Origin of the sequence: Pseudomonas sp. P108 (assembly GCF_032613195.1) — a bacterium.
Classification (GTDB): domain Bacteria; phylum Pseudomonadota; class Gammaproteobacteria; order Pseudomonadales; family Pseudomonadaceae; genus Aquipseudomonas.
Window position 1 is genome coordinate 4897062 of the sequence record NZ_CP126691.1, and the last position, 16032, is coordinate 4913093.

Annotated in this window: 15 protein-coding genes; 2 read left to right on the top strand and 13 right to left on the bottom strand. The window is 59.7% G+C overall.

Going from position 1 to position 16032, the window contains the following annotated elements; genetic code table 11:
* Positions 1-8: 8 nt before the first annotated feature.
* The 6 genes from acpP to QOM10_RS21510 all read right to left on the bottom strand — a co-directional run bounded on the left by acpP (position 9) and on the right by QOM10_RS21510 (position 4002).
* Positions 9-245 (bottom strand): acyl carrier protein, encoded by a 237-nt coding sequence (gene acpP / locus QOM10_RS21485; RefSeq protein ID WP_003175607.1) that lies wholly within the window; start codon positions 243-245, stop codon positions 9-11.
* A 196-nt stretch (positions 246-441) separates the two neighbouring features.
* A complete protein-coding gene (gene fabG, locus QOM10_RS21490) occupies positions 442-1185 on the bottom strand; it encodes a 3-oxoacyl-ACP reductase FabG (RefSeq protein ID WP_034155354.1) in 744 nt (247 codons plus the stop codon).
* Between the two features lie 16 nt (positions 1186-1201).
* Positions 1202-2140 (bottom strand): ACP S-malonyltransferase, encoded by a 939-nt coding sequence (gene fabD, locus QOM10_RS21495; protein WP_038364480.1) that lies wholly within the window; start codon positions 2138-2140, stop codon positions 1202-1204.
* A gap of 123 nt (positions 2141-2263) precedes the next feature.
* Complete coding sequence (gene plsX / locus QOM10_RS21500) at positions 2264-3274, bottom strand: phosphate acyltransferase PlsX (protein ID WP_150775179.1); 1011 nt, start codon at positions 3272-3274, stop codon at positions 2264-2266.
* A 4-nt stretch (positions 3275-3278) separates the two neighbouring features.
* On the bottom strand, positions 3279-3461 hold the full coding sequence (rpmF, locus tag QOM10_RS21505) for a 50S ribosomal protein L32 (protein WP_003179396.1): 183 nt from the start codon (positions 3459-3461) through the stop codon (positions 3279-3281).
* 13 nt (positions 3462-3474) lie between these two features.
* Positions 3475-4002 (bottom strand): YceD family protein, encoded by a 528-nt coding sequence (locus QOM10_RS21510; RefSeq protein WP_038364482.1) that lies wholly within the window; start codon positions 4000-4002, stop codon positions 3475-3477.
* A gap of 105 nt (positions 4003-4107) precedes the next feature.
* Between QOM10_RS21510 and QOM10_RS21515 the strand changes: the two genes are divergently transcribed.
* The gene (locus QOM10_RS21515) at positions 4108-4686 is read left to right on the top strand and encodes a nucleoside triphosphate pyrophosphatase (protein ID WP_316916913.1); all 579 of its coding nucleotides are present in this window, start codon (positions 4108-4110) and stop codon (positions 4684-4686) included.
* Between the two features lie 86 nt (positions 4687-4772).
* Here QOM10_RS21515 and sppA read toward each other — a convergent pair whose 3' ends face one another.
* Genes sppA through rluC form a run of 3 tightly spaced genes read right to left on the bottom strand, consistent with a single transcriptional unit; the run spans position 4773 to position 7395 of the window.
* Positions 4773-5762, bottom strand: a complete 990-nt coding sequence (sppA, locus tag QOM10_RS21520) for a signal peptide peptidase SppA (protein ID WP_316916914.1) — start codon at positions 5760-5762, stop codon at positions 4773-4775.
* A 24-nt stretch (positions 5763-5786) separates the two neighbouring features.
* Positions 5787-6449, bottom strand: a complete 663-nt coding sequence (locus tag QOM10_RS21525) for an HAD-IA family hydrolase (RefSeq protein WP_095120585.1) — start codon at positions 6447-6449, stop codon at positions 5787-5789.
* A complete protein-coding gene (gene rluC, locus QOM10_RS21530; RefSeq protein ID WP_038364486.1) occupies positions 6436-7395 on the bottom strand; it encodes a 23S rRNA pseudouridine(955/2504/2580) synthase RluC in 960 nt (319 codons plus the stop codon). The genes QOM10_RS21525 and rluC overlap by 14 nt, the downstream gene beginning before the upstream one ends.
* Before the next feature lie 699 nt (positions 7396-8094).
* Here rluC and rne point away from each other — a divergent pair.
* The gene (rne, locus tag QOM10_RS21535; RefSeq protein WP_316916915.1) at positions 8095-11331 is read left to right on the top strand and encodes a ribonuclease E; all 3237 of its coding nucleotides are present in this window, start codon (positions 8095-8097) and stop codon (positions 11329-11331) included.
* Positions 11332-11600: 269 nt separating this feature from the next.
* Here the strand turns inward: rne and QOM10_RS21540 are convergent, their stop codons facing one another.
* The 4 genes from QOM10_RS21540 to QOM10_RS21555 are packed head-to-tail and all read right to left on the bottom strand — an operon-like array spanning position 11601 to position 15962.
* The gene (locus tag QOM10_RS21540; protein WP_316916916.1) at positions 11601-12197 is read right to left on the bottom strand and encodes a nucleotidyltransferase family protein; all 597 of its coding nucleotides are present in this window, start codon (positions 12195-12197) and stop codon (positions 11601-11603) included.
* Positions 12194-13174: an XdhC family protein gene (locus QOM10_RS21545; RefSeq protein WP_316916917.1), complete on the bottom strand. Its 981-nt coding sequence runs from the start codon at positions 13172-13174 to the stop codon at positions 12194-12196. Before QOM10_RS21545 ends, QOM10_RS21540 begins: the two co-directional genes overlap by 4 nt.
* The gene (locus QOM10_RS21550; protein WP_316916918.1) at positions 13174-15495 is read right to left on the bottom strand and encodes a xanthine dehydrogenase family protein molybdopterin-binding subunit; all 2322 of its coding nucleotides are present in this window, start codon (positions 15493-15495) and stop codon (positions 13174-13176) included. Before QOM10_RS21550 ends, QOM10_RS21545 begins: the two co-directional genes overlap by 1 nt.
* The gene (locus QOM10_RS21555) at positions 15492-15962 is read right to left on the bottom strand and encodes a (2Fe-2S)-binding protein (protein ID WP_003227073.1); all 471 of its coding nucleotides are present in this window, start codon (positions 15960-15962) and stop codon (positions 15492-15494) included. The genes QOM10_RS21550 and QOM10_RS21555 overlap by 4 nt, the downstream gene beginning before the upstream one ends.
* Between the last annotated feature and the right edge of the window lie 70 nt (positions 15963-16032).

Genomic DNA, 16032 nt, shown 5'->3' on the forward strand with positions numbered 1-16032 from the left:
ACAAACTATTACGCCTGGTGGCTAGTAACGTAGTCGATTGCAGCTTGTACAGTAGTGATCTTCTCAGCTTCTTCGTCAGGGATTTCGGTCTCGAATTCCTCTTCCAGAGCCATCACCAGCTCAACGGTGTCAAGGGAGTCGGCACCCAGGTCTTCTACGAAGGAAGCGGTGTTGACCACTTCTTCTTCTTTAACACCCAGTTGCTCGGCAACGATTTTCTTGACGCGCTCTTCGATGGTGCTCATACCTTGTTTTCACTCCTAATGGACAAATTCAGGCAGCTGGCCAGTGGGTAAGTGTATAGAAAGACTTTTCAGTTTTTCAACTGAAAGCTTCACTCCTCAAACCCTGCAGCCCTCTGCCTATAAATAGATTGCAGCTTTATAACGGATTTTAGACAGCTCGTATGACATTTTTTTGAAGCAATCCGTCACATTTTACTTACATGTACATCCCACCGTTCACCGGGATTGTAGCCCCAGTGACGTATGCCGCACCGTCGGATGCAAGAAAAGCGACCACAGACGCGATCTCTTGAGCTTGCCCCAGACGACCCAGCGGAATCTGCGTCTGCAAGGCTTCACGCTGTGCTTCAGGCAGCTCGCGGGTCATATCGGTGTCGATAAACCCTGGGGTTACCGAGTTGACCGTAATCGAACGCGAACCGACTTCACGCGCCATTGCACGGCTGAAACCTTCCAGACCGGCCTTGGCGGCTGCATAGTTTACTTGGCCTGCGTTGCCCATGGCACCCACCACCGAGCCAATACTGATAATTCGGCCCCAACGCGCCTTGGTCATGCCGCGCAGAACGCCCTTGGACAGGCGATACAGACTGTTCAGGTTGGTATCGATCACGTCGTACCACTCGTCGTCTTTCATGCGCATCATCAGGTTATCGCGGGTGATGCCGGCATTATTGACCAGGATCGCCACTGGCGCACCGAACTGTTCCTGAATGCCCGCCAGCACGGCGCTGACCGATTCATCGCTGGTGACGTTGAGTTCGAAACCGGCGCCCTGAATACCATTCTCCTTCAGGGTCGCGGCAATGCGCTCAGCGCCCGAAGCGGAAGTCGCGGTGCCAATAACGATGGCGCCCTGACGACCCAGTTCCAGTGCGATGGCCTGGCCGATACCGCGGCTTGCACCGGTGACCAGTGCAACTTTACCTTGCAGACTCATGCAAGTTTCTCCTGATTCAGGCTTGCGCTGCACGGGCGGCAGCGAAAGCGTCTGGGGTATTGAGGTTGGAAGTCGCCACGCCTTCGGCGCAACGCTTGTTCAGACCGGCCAGGACTTTACCCGGGCCGCATTCGACCAGATTGGTCGCGCCCTTGGCAGCCAGAGTCTGTACCGACTCGACCCAGCGCACGGGCTTGTAGAGTTGTTCGAGCAGATCACGCTTGAGGGTTTCGAGATCAGCCGGCACTTGCGCGCTGACGTTCTGTACGACCGGGATCTGCGGCGCCTGCCAGTCGATGGCAGCGATGGACTCGGCAAAACGCTCGGCCGCCGGACGCATCAGCTCGCAGTGCGACGGCACGCTCACCGGCAACGGCATGGCACGCTTGGCACCACGCGCCTTGCAACCTTCGATGGCGCGCTCGACCGCAGCCTTGGCACCGGCAATCACCACCTGGCCAGGCGAGTTGAAGTTAACGGCGCTGACCACTTCACCTTGTGCAGCTTCAGCGCAAGCTGCCAGCACGTCGGCATCTTCCAGACCGAGAATGGCAGCCATGCCGCCCTGCCCGGCCGGAACCGCTTCCTGCATCAACTGACCGCGGCGCTCAACGAGCTTGACTGCGTCAGCCAGTGTCAGACTGCCGGCAGCGACCAGCGCGCTGTATTCACCCAGGCTGTGACCGGCAACAAAGGCCGGACGCGCACCGCCTTCAGCCAGCCACAGACGCCACAGGGCGATCGAAGCGGTCAGAATGGCCGGTTGGGTTTTATCGGTTTGATTAAGCTGCTCTTCCGGGCCCTGCTGGGTCAGTGCCCACAGGTCATAACCCAGAGCCTCAGAGGCTTCTTTGAAAGTTTCGAGGATCAACGGATATTCCGCGCCCAGCTCGGCCAGCATGCCGAGGGACTGCGAACCTTGTCCTGGAAAGACGAATGCGAGGGAAGCAGACATGTAACAAGCCCCTAATGATCTTGTCGTCGGAAAATGACGCCCCACTGGGGGACGCAAGAAACTGACAGTTGGATGGCCCTTTGAACCGGGCGGTCACATTTAAGCATTGTCCGACGAAAACGCCTAAGACAACAAATCCTCCAGACGACCGTGGAGGCGCTCAGGAAGATTTTCCTGAATCTCGATCAGCGCACGCGAAATAGCACTCTGAAAGCCCTGAACCCCAGCCGAACCGTGACTTTTCACGACGATGCCCTGCAAACCGAGGAAGCTTGCGCCGTTATGTCGCGCCGGCGCCAGATCCGCCTGCAAACGCTTCATCAAAGGCAACGCCAAAGCCCCTACTGCACGGGAGGCCAGATTCTTTTTGAACAGCGCCTCAATGCGCGCAGCAATCATCGTCGCGAGGCCTTCGCTGGACTTGAGCAGGATGTTGCCGACGAAACCGTCACACACCACGACATCGGCCTCGCCACGATACAAACCGTCGCCTTCGATGAAGCCGATGTAGTTGATGCCACGCGCAGCCTGCAAAAGCGTCGCGGCCAGTTTGACCTGCTGATTACCCTTGATGTCTTCGGTGCCGATGTTCAACAGCGCCACGCGCGGGCGATGGATGCCCAGCGTCTGCGCCGCCACCGAACCCATCACCGCAAACTGCAGCAGATGCTCGGCGCTGCAATCGACATTGGCGCCCAGATCGAGCAACTGACAAAAACCCTTTTGCGTCGGAATCGCCGCCACCATCGCCGGGCGATCGATACCCGGCAACGTCTTCAGCACAAACCGCGACAGCGCCATCAACGCACCGGTATTGCCGGCACTGACGCACGCTTGCGCCTTGCCATCACGCACCAGCTCCAGGGCGACACGCATCGACGAGTCCGGCTTGCCGCGCAAGGCCTGGGTCGGCTTTTCGTCCATGGTGATGACTTCGCTGGCCGCAACAATCGTCAGGCGCGCGCGATCGGCAGCCGATTGGCCGTTGATCAATTCTTCAAGAAGGGAGGGTTGACCGACAAGGGTCAGATGCAGCGAGGGCGTAGCAGACAGGCAAGCAAGGCTGGCCTGAACAATGCTGCGGGGACCGAAGTCCCCGCCCATTGCGTCAATCGCGATGACTTGAGCGGACAAGTGATTACTCGTCAGCGCCCTTGTCGATCACTTTACGGCCACGGTATACGCCTTCTGGCGATACGTGGTGACGCAGGTGAACTTCACCAGTGGTTTTTTCTACAGACAGGGTGCTAGCCTCGAGAGCGTCGTGCGAACGGCGCATGTCACGGGCAGAGCGGGATTTTTTGTTCTGCTGAACAGCCATAATTGATTAACTCCTAAACGTTTGGGTCACGCTTTAACTGCGCCAATACACTGAACGGGTTGGACCGCGTTACCTCGTCCTCGCTCGGTTCGGGCTCATCTGCTCCCGCCGGCTGCTGGCATTCTTCCGGATGATGAGCAGGCACAATAGGCAAAGCGAGCAAAAGCTCTTCTTCGACCAGTGACTGCAGATCCAATGGATCTTCGCCCAGTTCCAGCACGTCATAACCTTTCGGTAACGACTGGGTATTCGCACCCTCCTTCACTACAGCGTAACTGCATTCGCTGTGGATCGGCAGGGTGACCAGCTCAAGACAACGCTGGCAAACCATTTTGACCTCGGTGTCGATAAAGCTGTGGATCACCACAGATTTACGTTCATCTCGTTCAAAAACGAATTTCGCCTGCACCGTACCGACATCGTCGGAAAGCGGGTCGCAGAGTCTCTTCAAATCGGCCAGCAGCAGTTCACCTTGAAGGGTGGTGCCACGGTCAGCCAATTTGCGCGGGTCAACGTGAGGTGGAATCGGGTCATTCAACATAGGCGCAGCATTATAGGGATGCACCCACCCATGTCAAAGGAAATTGTGCCCTGTCCGTCACTTGCGTGCCTCCGCTAGAATTCGCACCTGCCTCAGGAGACGCGAATGCTGCCTTTATTACTCGCTTCAAGCTCGACCTATCGCCGGGAATTGCTCGCCCGCCTGCACCTGCCGTTCGTCTGCAGCTCGCCGGATATCGATGAAAGTCATCGCCCGGGCGAGTCTGCCATCGAACTGGTCAAACGCCTTGCCGAGCAAAAAGCCCGGGCGCTGGCTGACAGCCATCCCGCTCATCTGATTATCGGCTCGGATCAGGTAGCCGTCCTCGGCGAACAGATCATCGGCAAGCCGCATACCTTCGAGAAGGCTCGCGAGCAACTGATGGCCGCCAGTGGCGCCAGCGTGACATTCCTGACCGGCCTTGCGCTGCTTAACAGTCAGACCGGCCAGTGCCAGGTCGATTGCGTGCCGTTCACGGTCCACATGCGCACGCTGGATCAGGCAAGCATCGAACGCTATTTGCGCATTGAACAGCCTTACGACTGCGCAGGCAGCTTCAAGGCAGAAGGCCTCGGTGTGAGCCTGTTTCAATCTACCGAAGGCCCTGATGCCACCAGCCTGATCGGCCTGCCGCTGATTCGCCTGATCGACATGCTACTGGTTGAAGGCGTGCAGATCCCTTAAAGTAAAAGATCGCAGCCTGCGGCAACTCCTACACCAATCTCTGTAGGCGCTGCCGCAGGCTGCGATCTTTTGATCTTTACAACGAACTAACGCAACGAAGGTCCGTGGAAACCCATCCACATCGCCAATTGCTCTGCCACGCTGGCACCGAGCTTCTTCGAGAAGCGATCGAACGGCGATTCTTGAACGGTGAAATCCACCAACTCTTTCTCGCCAATCACGTCCCGCGCCACCGAACTGGCATTGCCCAGCCCGTCGATCAGACCCAGCGGCAGCGCCTGCTCGCCCGACCAGACCAGCCCGGAGAACAGCTCTGGATGATCCTTGTCTTTCAGACGATCGCCACGACCCTGCTTGACGCTGTTGATGAACTGCTTGTGCGTCGTGTCGAGCACGCTCTGCCAGAACGCCGTCTCCTCAGGCTTCTGTGGCTGGAACGGATCAAGGAACGACTTGTGCTCACCTGAGGTGTAAGTGCGACGCTCAACACCCAGCTTCTCCATGGTGCCGACAAAACCGTAACCGGCCGCCGTCACACCAATCGAACCGACCAGACTGGCCTTGTCGGCGTAGATTTGATCCGCCGCACTGGCGATGTAATAGGCACCGGACGCACCGAGATCGGAAATCACCGCATACAGCTTGATCTCCGGATGCAGGCCGCGCAGACGCTTGATCTCGTCATACACATAACCCGACTGCACCGGACTACCGCCAGGACTGTTGATCCGCAGGATAACGCCCTTGACCTTCTTGTCCTCGAACGCCGCGCGCAGGCTGCCGACGATGTTGTCGGCGCTGGCCGGCTCCTTGTCGGCGATCATGCCGGTGACGTCGATCAACGCGGTGTAGTTCGGTCCGCGCGTGGCGCTTTTTTCCATGTCCATCAGCGGCGTGAACAAAACCAGCGCCACAAACAGATAAACAAACGTCAACAGCTTGAAGAAAATCCCCCAACGGCGCGAGCGACGCTGTTCCTGCACGCCGGCGAGCAGCGTTTTCTCCAATAGCTTCCAGCTTTTCTGGTCACCGTCGTCGGCACTTGCCTTGGCCGGTGCTTTCCATTCGTCGGTCATGCCATCCACCCCAGCAAAAACGTATTAAGCCTGCTTCTCCAGCCAGGCATGCAATTCGGAAAAACGGTCGATCGACAGGCGCGGCTCGAACTGCTGCAGCGATTCGATCGATTGCGCGCCGTAACTGACCGCCACCGAATCCATCCCCGCGTTACGCGCCATCAGCAGGTCGAAGGACGAATCGCCAACCATCAGCGCCTGCTCCGCACGCACGCCGCAATGCGCAAGGATCTGCTCCAGCATCAGAGGATGCGGCTTGCTTGCAGTTTCATCGGCAGCACGGGTGATATCGAAATAATCTTCCCAGCCATTGGCCTTGAGCACCCGATCCAGCCCGCGACGATTCTTGCCCGTCGCGACAGCCAGGTGATAACCCTGCTCACGAAACGATGCCATCGACTCGACTACACCTTCGAACAGCGGCGAAGGCACGGCTTCTGCGGCGATGTAGTGATCGGCGTAATACTCGCGAAACAAGGTCATTTCGGCGTCGCTGATCTCCGGGTACAAGGTGCGAATCGCTTCGGGCAAACCCAGACCGATGATGCCTTTGACGGCAAAGTCATCGCGCAACTCGAAACCGGAACGCCCGGACGCCGAATGCATCGCTTCGACGATCCGGTGAATGGAGTCGGCCAGCGTGCCGTCCCAATCGAAAATCAGCAGCTTGTAATCAGATGGGCGCACTCAATCGCTCCACGGTCTTGGCCCACATTTCATCGACCGGCGCCTGCAAGGTCAGCTTGCCGCCATCGGGCAGCGGCACGGTCAGCATGTAAGCGTGCAGGAACAGGCGCTTGCCGCCCAGATCGCGGATTTCCTTGGTGAAATCCTCGTCGCCGTACTTGCTGTCACCAGCAATGCAATGGCCGGCATGCAAAGTGTGCACGCGAATCTGGTGGGTGCGGCCGGTAACCGGTTTAGCCTCGACCATGGTGGCGAAATCACCGAAACGGCGCAGCACCTTGAACATGGTCAGGGCTTCTTTGCCCTCTTCGTTGACTTCAACCATGCGCTCGCCGGAACGCAGATTGCTCTTGAGCAATGGCGCACTGACTTTCTTGATCGAGGTCGCCCAGTTGCCGCGCACCAGCGCCATGTAGCGCTTGTCGACGCCATCGCCGCGCAATTGCTCGTGCAAGTGACGCAACATGCTGCGCTTTTTGGCGATCATCAGCAGGCCGGAGGTGTCACGGTCGAGACGGTGAACCAATTCCAGCTCTTTGGCATCGGGACGCAACTGACGAAAGGCTTCGATCACGCCGAAATTCAAACCGCTGCCACCGTGAACCGCAATGCCGGCGGGCTTGTTGATCACGATCAGGGCTTTGTCTTCGAAGACAATCGAGGCTTCCAGGCGCTGCAACAGGCCTTGGGCCAATGGCACGGGCTCATCGCGCTCAGGCACGCGAACCGGCGGCACGCGCACGATATCACCGGCCTGCAGCTTGTATTCGGGCTTGATCCGACCTTTGTTCACGCGCACTTCGCCTTTACGCAAAATGCGGTAAATCAAGGTCTTGGGCACGCCTTTGAGCCGGGCGAGGAGAAAATTGTCGATTCGTTGGCCGGCATACTCCGGCGAGACTTCAAGCAATTGAACGCCTGGAGTCGAAGGGGCAGTAGTTGTCATGCCGCGGATGATAACAATTTTTATGGAATTGAAGCACTTAATCATTGCTGCTATAGTCGCGAACGCCGCCAAAAGCGGCCTGGACAGAGGAACCACGGTCAAAAACCGGCCCTGACCAACGCAATTCACCAGGACGCGAGGCCGTCCTACGGGGCTTTCGCTACGTAACGGTGGAGTTTGCAGTTGTAACAAGCGCAGGTGACATGAGGCCTGAATTACACCGCCGAGCAGAGTTTTTACTCGCCTGGCAGGCACACATTCAAGGCCAGTTCACAAAGTGCAGTCAGCTGCAGATGACCCCGAGCGAATGCTTCGGAAACAACGCCTGAATTAGCCATGATGCGTGACCTCCCCTTTCGGAGCTCACGGTAAATGCCAACCCGCTGCGGATTCTGCGCGCGGCAGCACCCGAATTATCAGGGATACGTGTAGGGTGGAGATGCACAACCGCTGGACTGTGTAGCAATAGGCTTTATCAAGACGCTTCATCTCGTCCACAGCCGCTGGTTGATTCCTCCTCCTGACTGAGTGCTTAAGTAGCCACAGCAAGCAGGACGCGTACGTCGCTATATCGGCCCAATTGGCCGCATATCGCTGGACACGGGAATGGCCAACCACTCCCGACGCACCTGACACCGACCGTGAGAAGTCGTGTGTGCCGAACGCCGTTTCCGGCAGCCCGGAAACCGACGGTACTACATGAAAAGAATGCTGATTAACGCAACTCAACCCGAAGAGTTGCGTGTTGCACTGGTAGATGGCCAACGCCTCTACGACCTGGACATCGAATCCGGTGCACGCGAGCAGAAGAAGGCCAACATCTATAAAGGCCGCATCACTCGCATCGAACCAAGCCTTGAGGCTGCCTTTGTCGATTTCGGCTCCGAGCGCCACGGCTTCCTGCCCCTCAAAGAAATCTCCCGCGAATACTTCAAGAAAGCCCCTGAAGGCCGCGTCAACATCAAGGACGTCCTGAGCGAAGGCCAGGAAGTCATCGTTCAGGTCGAAAAAGAAGAACGTGGCAACAAGGGCGCCGCCCTGACCACCTTCATCAGCCTGGCCGGTCGTTACCTCGTGCTGATGCCGAACAACCCGCGTGCCGGCGGTATCTCCCGTCGCATCGAAGGCGAAGAGCGCAACGAACTGCGTGAAGCGCTGAACGGTCTGGTTGCGCCAGCCGACATGGGTCTGATCGTGCGCACTGCCGGCCTGGGCCGCAGCAGCGAAGAAATGCAGTGGGACCTCGACTACCTGCTGCAACTGTGGACCGCCATCAAAGAAGCCTCGCTGGATCGCTCCGCGCCTTTCCTGATCTACCAGGAAAGCAACGTAATCATCCGCGCCATCCGCGATTACCTGCGCCAGGACATCGGCGAAGTGCTGATCGACAGCGTTGAAGCCCAGGACGAAGCCCTGACCTTCATCCGCCAGGTGATGCCGCAGTACGCCAGCAAGATCAAGCTGTACGAAGACAGCGTTCCGCTGTTCAACCGCTTCCAGATCGAAAGCCAGATCGAGACCGCTTTCCAGCGCGTCGTTGAACTGCCTTCCGGCGGCTCCATCGTTATCGATCCGACCGAAGCCCTGGTGTCCATCGACATCAACTCGGCGCGCGCCACCAAAGGCAGCGACATCGAAGAAACCGCCCTGCAGACCAACCTTGAAGCCGCCGAAGAAATCGCCCGTCAGTTGCGCCTGCGCGACATCGGCGGCCTGATCGTCATCGACTTCATCGACATGACCCCTGCCAAGAACCAGCGCGCCGTGGAAGAAAAAGTCCGCGAATGCCTGGAAGCCGACCGCGCTCGCGTGCAGATCGGCCGCATCTCGCGCTTCGGCCTGCTGGAAATGTCCCGTCAGCGCCTGCGTCCATCGCTGGGCGAAAGCAGCGGCATCGTCTGCCCGCGTTGCAACGGCACGGGCATCATCCGTGACGTTGAATCGCTGTCGCTGGCGATCCTGCGCCTGATCGAAGAAGAAGCCCTGAAAGACCGCACTGCCGAAGTCCGCGCTCAAGTGCCGATCCCGGTCGCTGCGTTCCTGCTCAACGAAAAACGCAACTCGATCACCAAGATCGAACTGCGCACCCGTGCCCGCATCATCATTCTGCCGAACGACCACCTCGAAACCCCGCATTTCGAAGTTCAGCGTCTGCGTGATGACAGCCCGGAAGCCGCGACCAACCAGTCCAGCTACGAAATCGCTGCTGCCGCTGCCGAGGTCGAAGAAGTTCAGCCAGCCGCTGCGACCCGCACCCTGGTTCGCCAGGAAGCCGCAGTCAAGACTGCGCCGGCCCGCGCCAACGCTCCGGTTCCGACCGAAGCCGCCGCACCTGTCGCCGCAGCACCGGCTCCCGTTGCTGCACCAGAGCCAAGCCTGTTCAAGGGCCTGGTGAAATCGCTGGTCAGCCTGTTCGCCACCAAAGAAGAGCCAACTGCTCCGGTTGTGGTTGAAAAACCAGCCAGCGAGCGTCCGGCCCGCAACGAAGAGCGTCGCAACGGTCGTCAGCAGAGCCGCAACCGTAACGGTCGCCGCGATGAAGAGCGCAAGCCGCGCGAAGAACGCGCACCGCGTGAAGAGCGCGCCCCACGTGAGCCGCGCGAAGAGCGTCAGCCACGCGAAGCCCGTGAAGTCCGCGAGCCACGTGAAGCTCGCACCGAAGCACCGGCAGCCCGTGAAGAACGCGCACCTCGTGCTCCGCGTGAGGAACGTGCTCCTCGTGCACCGCGCGAAGACCGCAAGCCACGTGGCGAGCGTGAAGAGCGTGTACGTGAACTGCGCGAGCCTCTGGACGCCGCTCCAGTTGCTCCAGTTGCTGCAGCCACCGCAGCCGTTGCCGCTGAAGAGCGTCCGGCCCGTCAGCCACGTGAAGAGCGCGCACCGCGTCCGCCGCGTGAAGAGCGTCAGCCACGCGCCGAGCAGGCCGCTGCTGCCGTCGCTGAAGAAGAAGTGAACATCAACGAAGAGCAACTGCCGGAAGACGGTTCGGAGAACGCCGAGGGCGATCGCCCACGTCGTCGCTCGCGCGGTCAGCGTCGTCGCAGCAACCGTCGTGAGCGTCAGCGTGATGCCAACGGCAACGTGATCGAAGGTTCGGAAGAATCCGAGTCCGGCGAAAACGCTGAAGAGCCAAGCACTGCCGATCTGGCTGCCGGCCTGGCGGTGACTGCTGCTGTTGCCAGCAGCGTGATCAGCGCTCCGGCTGAAGCACAAGCTCACGAGCAAGCAGAACGCGCCACTGCCGCCGTTCAGGAAACTGCTGCTGTGGAAGCGCCGGTTGTTGAAGCGACCACTCCGGTAGAAGTGGTTGCTGCTCCGGAAGTCGAAGTCGCACCGGTTCAGGAAACCCTGCCTCAGGTCGAGCCAGCGCCAGTTGTGTTCGCCGAACCGGTGGTTGAAACCGTCGCTGAAACCGTGACCGAAACCGTGCGTGAAGTTCGCGAAGAACAAACCGCTTTCAACTGGGTTGCCGAGCCAACCGTGACTGAAGTACCAGCACCTGCTGCTGAAGCTGAAGTCCCGCAAGCGATAGTTTCCGAGCCAGTGGTTGCGGCTGCCGAACCTGCTCCAGCGCCAGTCGCTGAAGCACCGGCTGTTGAAGCTCCGGTCGTCGAGGCACCTGTAGTGGCCGAAGCACCAGCCCCGGCAGTTGAAGCACCGGCTCCGGTCAGCGCCCTGACGCCAAGCGGCCGCGCGCCGAACGACCCGCGTGAAGTGCGTCGTCGCAAGCGTGAAGAAGAGCGTCTGCAGAAGGAAGCCGAACTGGCTTCCGCTGCTGCTCCTGTTGCTGAAGTGGTCGAGGCAGCGCCTGCCCCGGTCGCTGAAGAAGCGGTTGTCGAAGCAGTGATCGCTGAAGCGCCACGCTCCGTTCAGGACGCGGTCGAGCAGCACCAAGAGGCCGAGGAAAAAGAACACGAGCCTAAACCACTCGTGTAATTTCCAAAGCCGTTAAAAAGCCCCGCCCGGTGAAAACCTGGCGGGGCTTTTTTATGCCTCGATTTTTTGTGGTGGACTCTAGATCCAACCCCCTCACCCCAGCCCTCTCCCCACGGGGCGAGGGGGAAAGGGAGCCGATCTCCGTGTGCTTCAAGGCCGGAGTTCGACTCGAAGTTTCAGGTCGGTGTAGCTCGAAAGAACACCTCGGTCAGTCCCCTCTCCCTCTGGGAGAGGGTTAGGGTGAGGGCTTCTAAGGATTCACACAGATCTCAAGACGAGGCAAAAACCAAAGCCTCAGGCACATCGATATCCCACAGCACACCTGAATCATCGACGGCAACCTCCACCACCCTGCCCTGCTTGAACAAAGGCCTGGCCCCGCGATCACCGCTCAACCCCTGCAACCCCAAACCAAACGACCGCCCAAACCCCACCGGATGGCCAAACTCGCCCTCCTGCACCGGCACGCTCACCGCATCGTCAGCAATCGCCGCAACCACCCGCTCGATACTCGACGGCAAGATAAACGGCATATCCCCCAGCACAATCAACCAGCCATCGGCATCCGGGCAAGCTGCAACCCCGGCGGCAATGCTGTCACCCATTCCGGTCGACTCGATCGAGACAACCTCACAGCCATAAGCCTGCGCCATGCGCATTGCCTGCGGCCGCGCTTCAGTGGTGACCAATACACGCTTAACAAGACCGGCCGGCAGATTCACCAACACCTGCTCGATCACCGAACGCACCGCACCATCACGCCCGGTGCAGTCCGCCAGCAACTTGTCCTTGTCCGCACCCGCCACCTGGCGAAAGCGACTGCCCTCGCCCGCTGCCAGCACAATCACTGCAATGGATCGACTCATGCGCCCTCCAGTGTTTTCTTCTGCTTCAACTCGACGCCGTTCTTGATCGCGACGATTTCTGCCAGCAGGGACAAGGCAATTTCCGCCGGCGAATGACTGCCAATGTGCAAACCGATCGGGCCATGCAGTCGATCGATCGCCTGTACCGACAAGCCTAGCTGAGCCAGATTTTCCCGGCGCTTCTGACTGTTGACCCGCGAGCCGAGCGCCCCCACATAGAAGGCTGGCGAATCCAGCGCCGTCAGTAACGCCATGTCGTCCAGACGCGGATCATGGGTCAACGCGACAATCGCTGTGCGCTCATCGGTCTGAATGCTCAACACCGCGTCATCCGGCATGCCCGGGACGAAGCGACCGTGGTGCTCTTCCCAGCCGTAAACGAATTCGCTGCGCGGGTCGCAGATCAGCACTTCGAAATCCAGCAGTCGCGCCATGTCCGCGACGTAGCGCGACAACTGCCCGGCACCGATCAACAACAGACGCCAGCGCGGGCCGTAAATGGCGCGCAGGGTTTTGCCATCGAATTCCAGCGAATCGGATTTACTTGCCGGGGACAGAAACACTTCACCGGTGTCGATGTTCAACTCGCGAGCAACAATCTCGTGGGCCTCGCAACGGGCCAATAGTTCGGCAACCCACGCAGGATCGCCGACGCGCTCTTCGGTCAGGCGCAACGTGCCGCCGCAAGGCAAGCCAAAACGCGCCGCCTCCTCTCGCGTGACGCCATAAGTAATCAACTGCACCGGCGGCCCGTCGGTAGCGATGCGGCCGTCGTGCAGACGGGCGATCAAGTCATCCTCGACACACCCGCCCGACACCGAACCAATCACCACGCCATCCTCGCGCAACGCCAACATGGCACCGGGTGCGCGGGGCGCCGTGCCCCAGGTCTGCACCACACTGAACAGCACCACCCGCTGTCCGGCGCGGCGCCATTCGAGGACGCTGCGCAGGACATTGAGGTCGACGCTGTCCATTACGCCTCTGCCTTCTGCCAGCCCTGCAACTGATAACGCACCGGCAGATTGCGAATGCGCTTGCCGGTGGCGGCGTAGATCGCGTTACACAAGGCTGGAGCAATCGGTGGCACGCCCGGTTCGCCGACACCGCCCAAGGGCACGTCGCCCGGCGGTGTCACCAGATGCACGGCAACTTCCTTCGGCGCCAGCGACATGCGCGCCACTTCATACATATGGAAGTTATCCTGCTGGACCTTGCCGTCCTTGAAGCTGATTTCGCCCAGTAATGCGTTGCCCAGGCCCATCACACAGGCGCCTTCGAACTGCGAACGGATACGTTCAGGGTTGATCTGCGGCCCGCAATCGACGGCGATGTCAGCCTTGTGCACGATCAGCGTACCGTCGTCTTTTACTTCAACCTCAATCACCGCCGCCACGTATGTGACGAAGCTGTAATGCACCGCCAGGCCAAGACCACGGCCCTTGGGCAGTTTGCGTCCCCAGCCAGCAGCTTTGGCTGCGGTTTCCAGCACGGTGCGCATGCGCCCGGTGTCGATCGGATAACGCTCGGGAGATTCGCCATAGTTCCACTCTTCGCTCAGCGTGCGCGGGTCGATCTGACGATCAGAACCAAGCAGTTTGATCTGGTATTTGAGGGGATCCTCACCAGCCTTGTGCGCCAGCTCATCGACGAAACTCTGGATCGCGAAACCATGGGGAATGTTCGATACCGAGCGATACCAGCCAACCCGCGTGTGCACGGTGGCTTCGGGGTTTTCCAGGCGCACATTGGGAATCGCGTAGGCCATGTTGGTGAAGCCCATGCCCAGTTCGAATGCCGCTTCATGGTTCATGCCCGGCGCGAATAACGCAGTGATGCTCGGTGCCACGGTGCGATGCAGCCAACCGGACGGCATACCGTCCTTGCCCACGCCCGCCTTGAGGTACTCAGCAGACACGGTATGAAAATACGAGTTGTGGATGTCATCTTCACGCGTCCACTGCACCCGCACAGCTTTGCCGGGGAACTCCTTGGCGAGGATCGCCGCTTCGACGACAAAGTCCGGTTTCGACTTGCGACCGAAACCACCGCCGAGCAACGTGACATTGAAAGTGACTTTATCGAACGGCAGCCCAAGACGCTCGGCAATGCGCTCGCGGGTGACTTGTGGCGCCTGACTCGGTGCCCACGCTTCGCAAACGCCGTCCTTGTAACGGGCGATGGCGACCATCGGCTCCATCGGCGACTGTGCCAGATGTGGCAAATAGTACGACGCTTCGAGCGTACTCGCGGCGCCGCTCAGGGCCTTGTCGATATCGCCGGTGTTGCGCACCACTTTGCCGGGCTTGAGTGATGCGGCTTCCAGCTCTTTGCGATAGGCGATCGAGTCGTAACTGGCGTTCGGGCCGTCATCCCATTCGATCTTCAGCGCCTCACGGCCCTTGATCGCTGCCCAGGTATTGCTGGCCACCACGGCCACACCGCCCAACGGTTGGAATTCCGAAGGCAACGGGCGGCTTTCGATCTGCATTACTTTGAGCACGCCGGGGACTTTCAGCGCAGCGCTGTCATCCACCGATTTGACCTTGCCGCCGTACACCGCCGGACGAGCGATGGTCGCGTACAACATGCCATCGAAATGCACGTCGGCGCCGTACACAGCACGACCGTTGACGATGTCGTCACCGTCGATGGCTTTGGTGCCTTCCTTGCCGATGTAGCGAAACTCCGACGGCTGCTTAAGACGCAAGCTGTCCCGTGCCGGTACCGCCAACGCACTGGCTGCGCCGGCCAGTTCGCCGTAGCCCAGCTCTCGGCCGGACGGTTTATGGATGACTTTGTGCAACTGCGCGTGGCATTCGCCCACAGGCACTTTCCACTGCGCAGCGGCAGCTTGCTCGAGCATGGTTCGCGCCGCCGCGCCGCAACGCCGCATCGGCTCATACCAGTGGCGCATGCTGCGCGAACCGTCGGTGTCCTGGTTGCCGAAACGTACTTCATCACCCGGCGCCTGCTGCACTTTGACGTGCGCCCAATCGGCCTCCAGCTCATCTGCGACAACCATGGTCAGACTGGTGCGCACGCCCTGGCCCATTTCCGAACGATTGCACACAACGGTGACGGTGCCGTCGGCGGCGATGCTGACGTAGACCTTCGGATCATCAATCCAGCCGTTGGGCATGCCATCGGCGCCGAACTGTTTCGGTTTGTCTTCGGCCAACGCATCCTGCCAGCCCCAACTCGCGGCCAGCACCAGCGCACCAGTGGCGCCGACGCCTTTGAGAAAACCGCGACGGCTGAGATTGCTCAGGGCGAAATCATTCGGAAGACGGCTCATGCCTTGGCCTCCTTCAAATGGGTGGAGGCTTGGCGGATAGCGGTCTTGATCCGGTTGTAAGTGCCGCAGCGGCAAATGTTGCCAACCATGGCTTCCTCAATCTGCTCGTCGCTCGGGTTCGGGTTGGTTTTGAGCAATGCCGTGGCCGACATGATTTGCCCGCCCTGACAGAAACCGCACTGCGCGACGGCTGAGTCGAGCCAGGCTTGCTGGACCACCTGCCCGACCGGGTCAGCATGAAGATTGTCGATGGTGGTGACGTTCTGCCCGATCACCGAGCCGATCGGCGTGATGCAACTGCGCGCCGGCAAGCCATCGATGTGAATGGTGCAGGCGCCGCACAGGCCCATGCCGCAACCGAATTTGGTGCCGTTGTAACCGGCGACATCACGAATCGCCCACAACAGCGGCATGTCTTCAGTGACATCGAGGGGATGGTCTTGACCGTTGAGTTTCAGGGTAATCATGGGCACGCCCGCATATTTTTAGTGGTTATGGGGTCGAGCAATCTGCCGCCATTGAATCGGCGGTGGTTCA

Bases quoted from the DNA above. Each gene is read 5' to 3' on its own strand.
- QOM10_RS21550 (WP_316916918.1), bottom strand. From the start codon at position 15,495: ATGAGCCGTCTTCCGAATGATTTCGCCCTGAGCAATCTCAGCCGTCGC.
- QOM10_RS21510 (WP_038364482.1), bottom strand. From the start codon at position 4,002: ATGTTGAATGACCCGATTCCACCTCACGTTGACCCGCGCAAATTGGCT.
- acpP (WP_003175607.1), bottom strand. From the start codon at position 245: ATGAGCACCATCGAAGAGCGCGTCAAGAAAATCGTTGCCGAGCAACTG.
- QOM10_RS21515 (WP_316916913.1), top strand. From the start codon at position 4,108: ATGCTGCCTTTATTACTCGCTTCAAGCTCGACCTATCGCCGGGAATTG.
- fabG (WP_034155354.1), bottom strand. From the start codon at position 1,185: ATGAGTCTGCAAGGTAAAGTTGCACTGGTCACCGGTGCAAGCCGCGGT.
- rluC (WP_038364486.1), bottom strand. From the start codon at position 7,395: ATGACAACTACTGCCCCTTCGACTCCAGGCGTTCAATTGCTTGAAGTC.
- sppA (WP_316916914.1), bottom strand. From the start codon at position 5,762: ATGACCGACGAATGGAAAGCACCGGCCAAGGCAAGTGCCGACGACGGT.
- rpmF (WP_003179396.1), bottom strand. From the start codon at position 3,461: ATGGCTGTTCAGCAGAACAAAAAATCCCGCTCTGCCCGTGACATGCGC.
- QOM10_RS21545 (WP_316916917.1), bottom strand. From the start codon at position 13,174: ATGGACAGCGTCGACCTCAATGTCCTGCGCAGCGTCCTCGAATGGCGC.
- QOM10_RS21540 (WP_316916916.1), bottom strand. From the start codon at position 12,197: ATGAGTCGATCCATTGCAGTGATTGTGCTGGCAGCGGGCGAGGGCAGT.
- QOM10_RS21555 (WP_003227073.1), bottom strand. From the start codon at position 15,962: ATGATTACCCTGAAACTCAACGGTCAAGACCATCCCCTCGATGTCACT.
- fabD (WP_038364480.1), bottom strand. From the start codon at position 2,140: ATGTCTGCTTCCCTCGCATTCGTCTTTCCAGGACAAGGTTCGCAGTCC.
- rne (WP_316916915.1), top strand. From the start codon at position 8,095: ATGAAAAGAATGCTGATTAACGCAACTCAACCCGAAGAGTTGCGTGTT.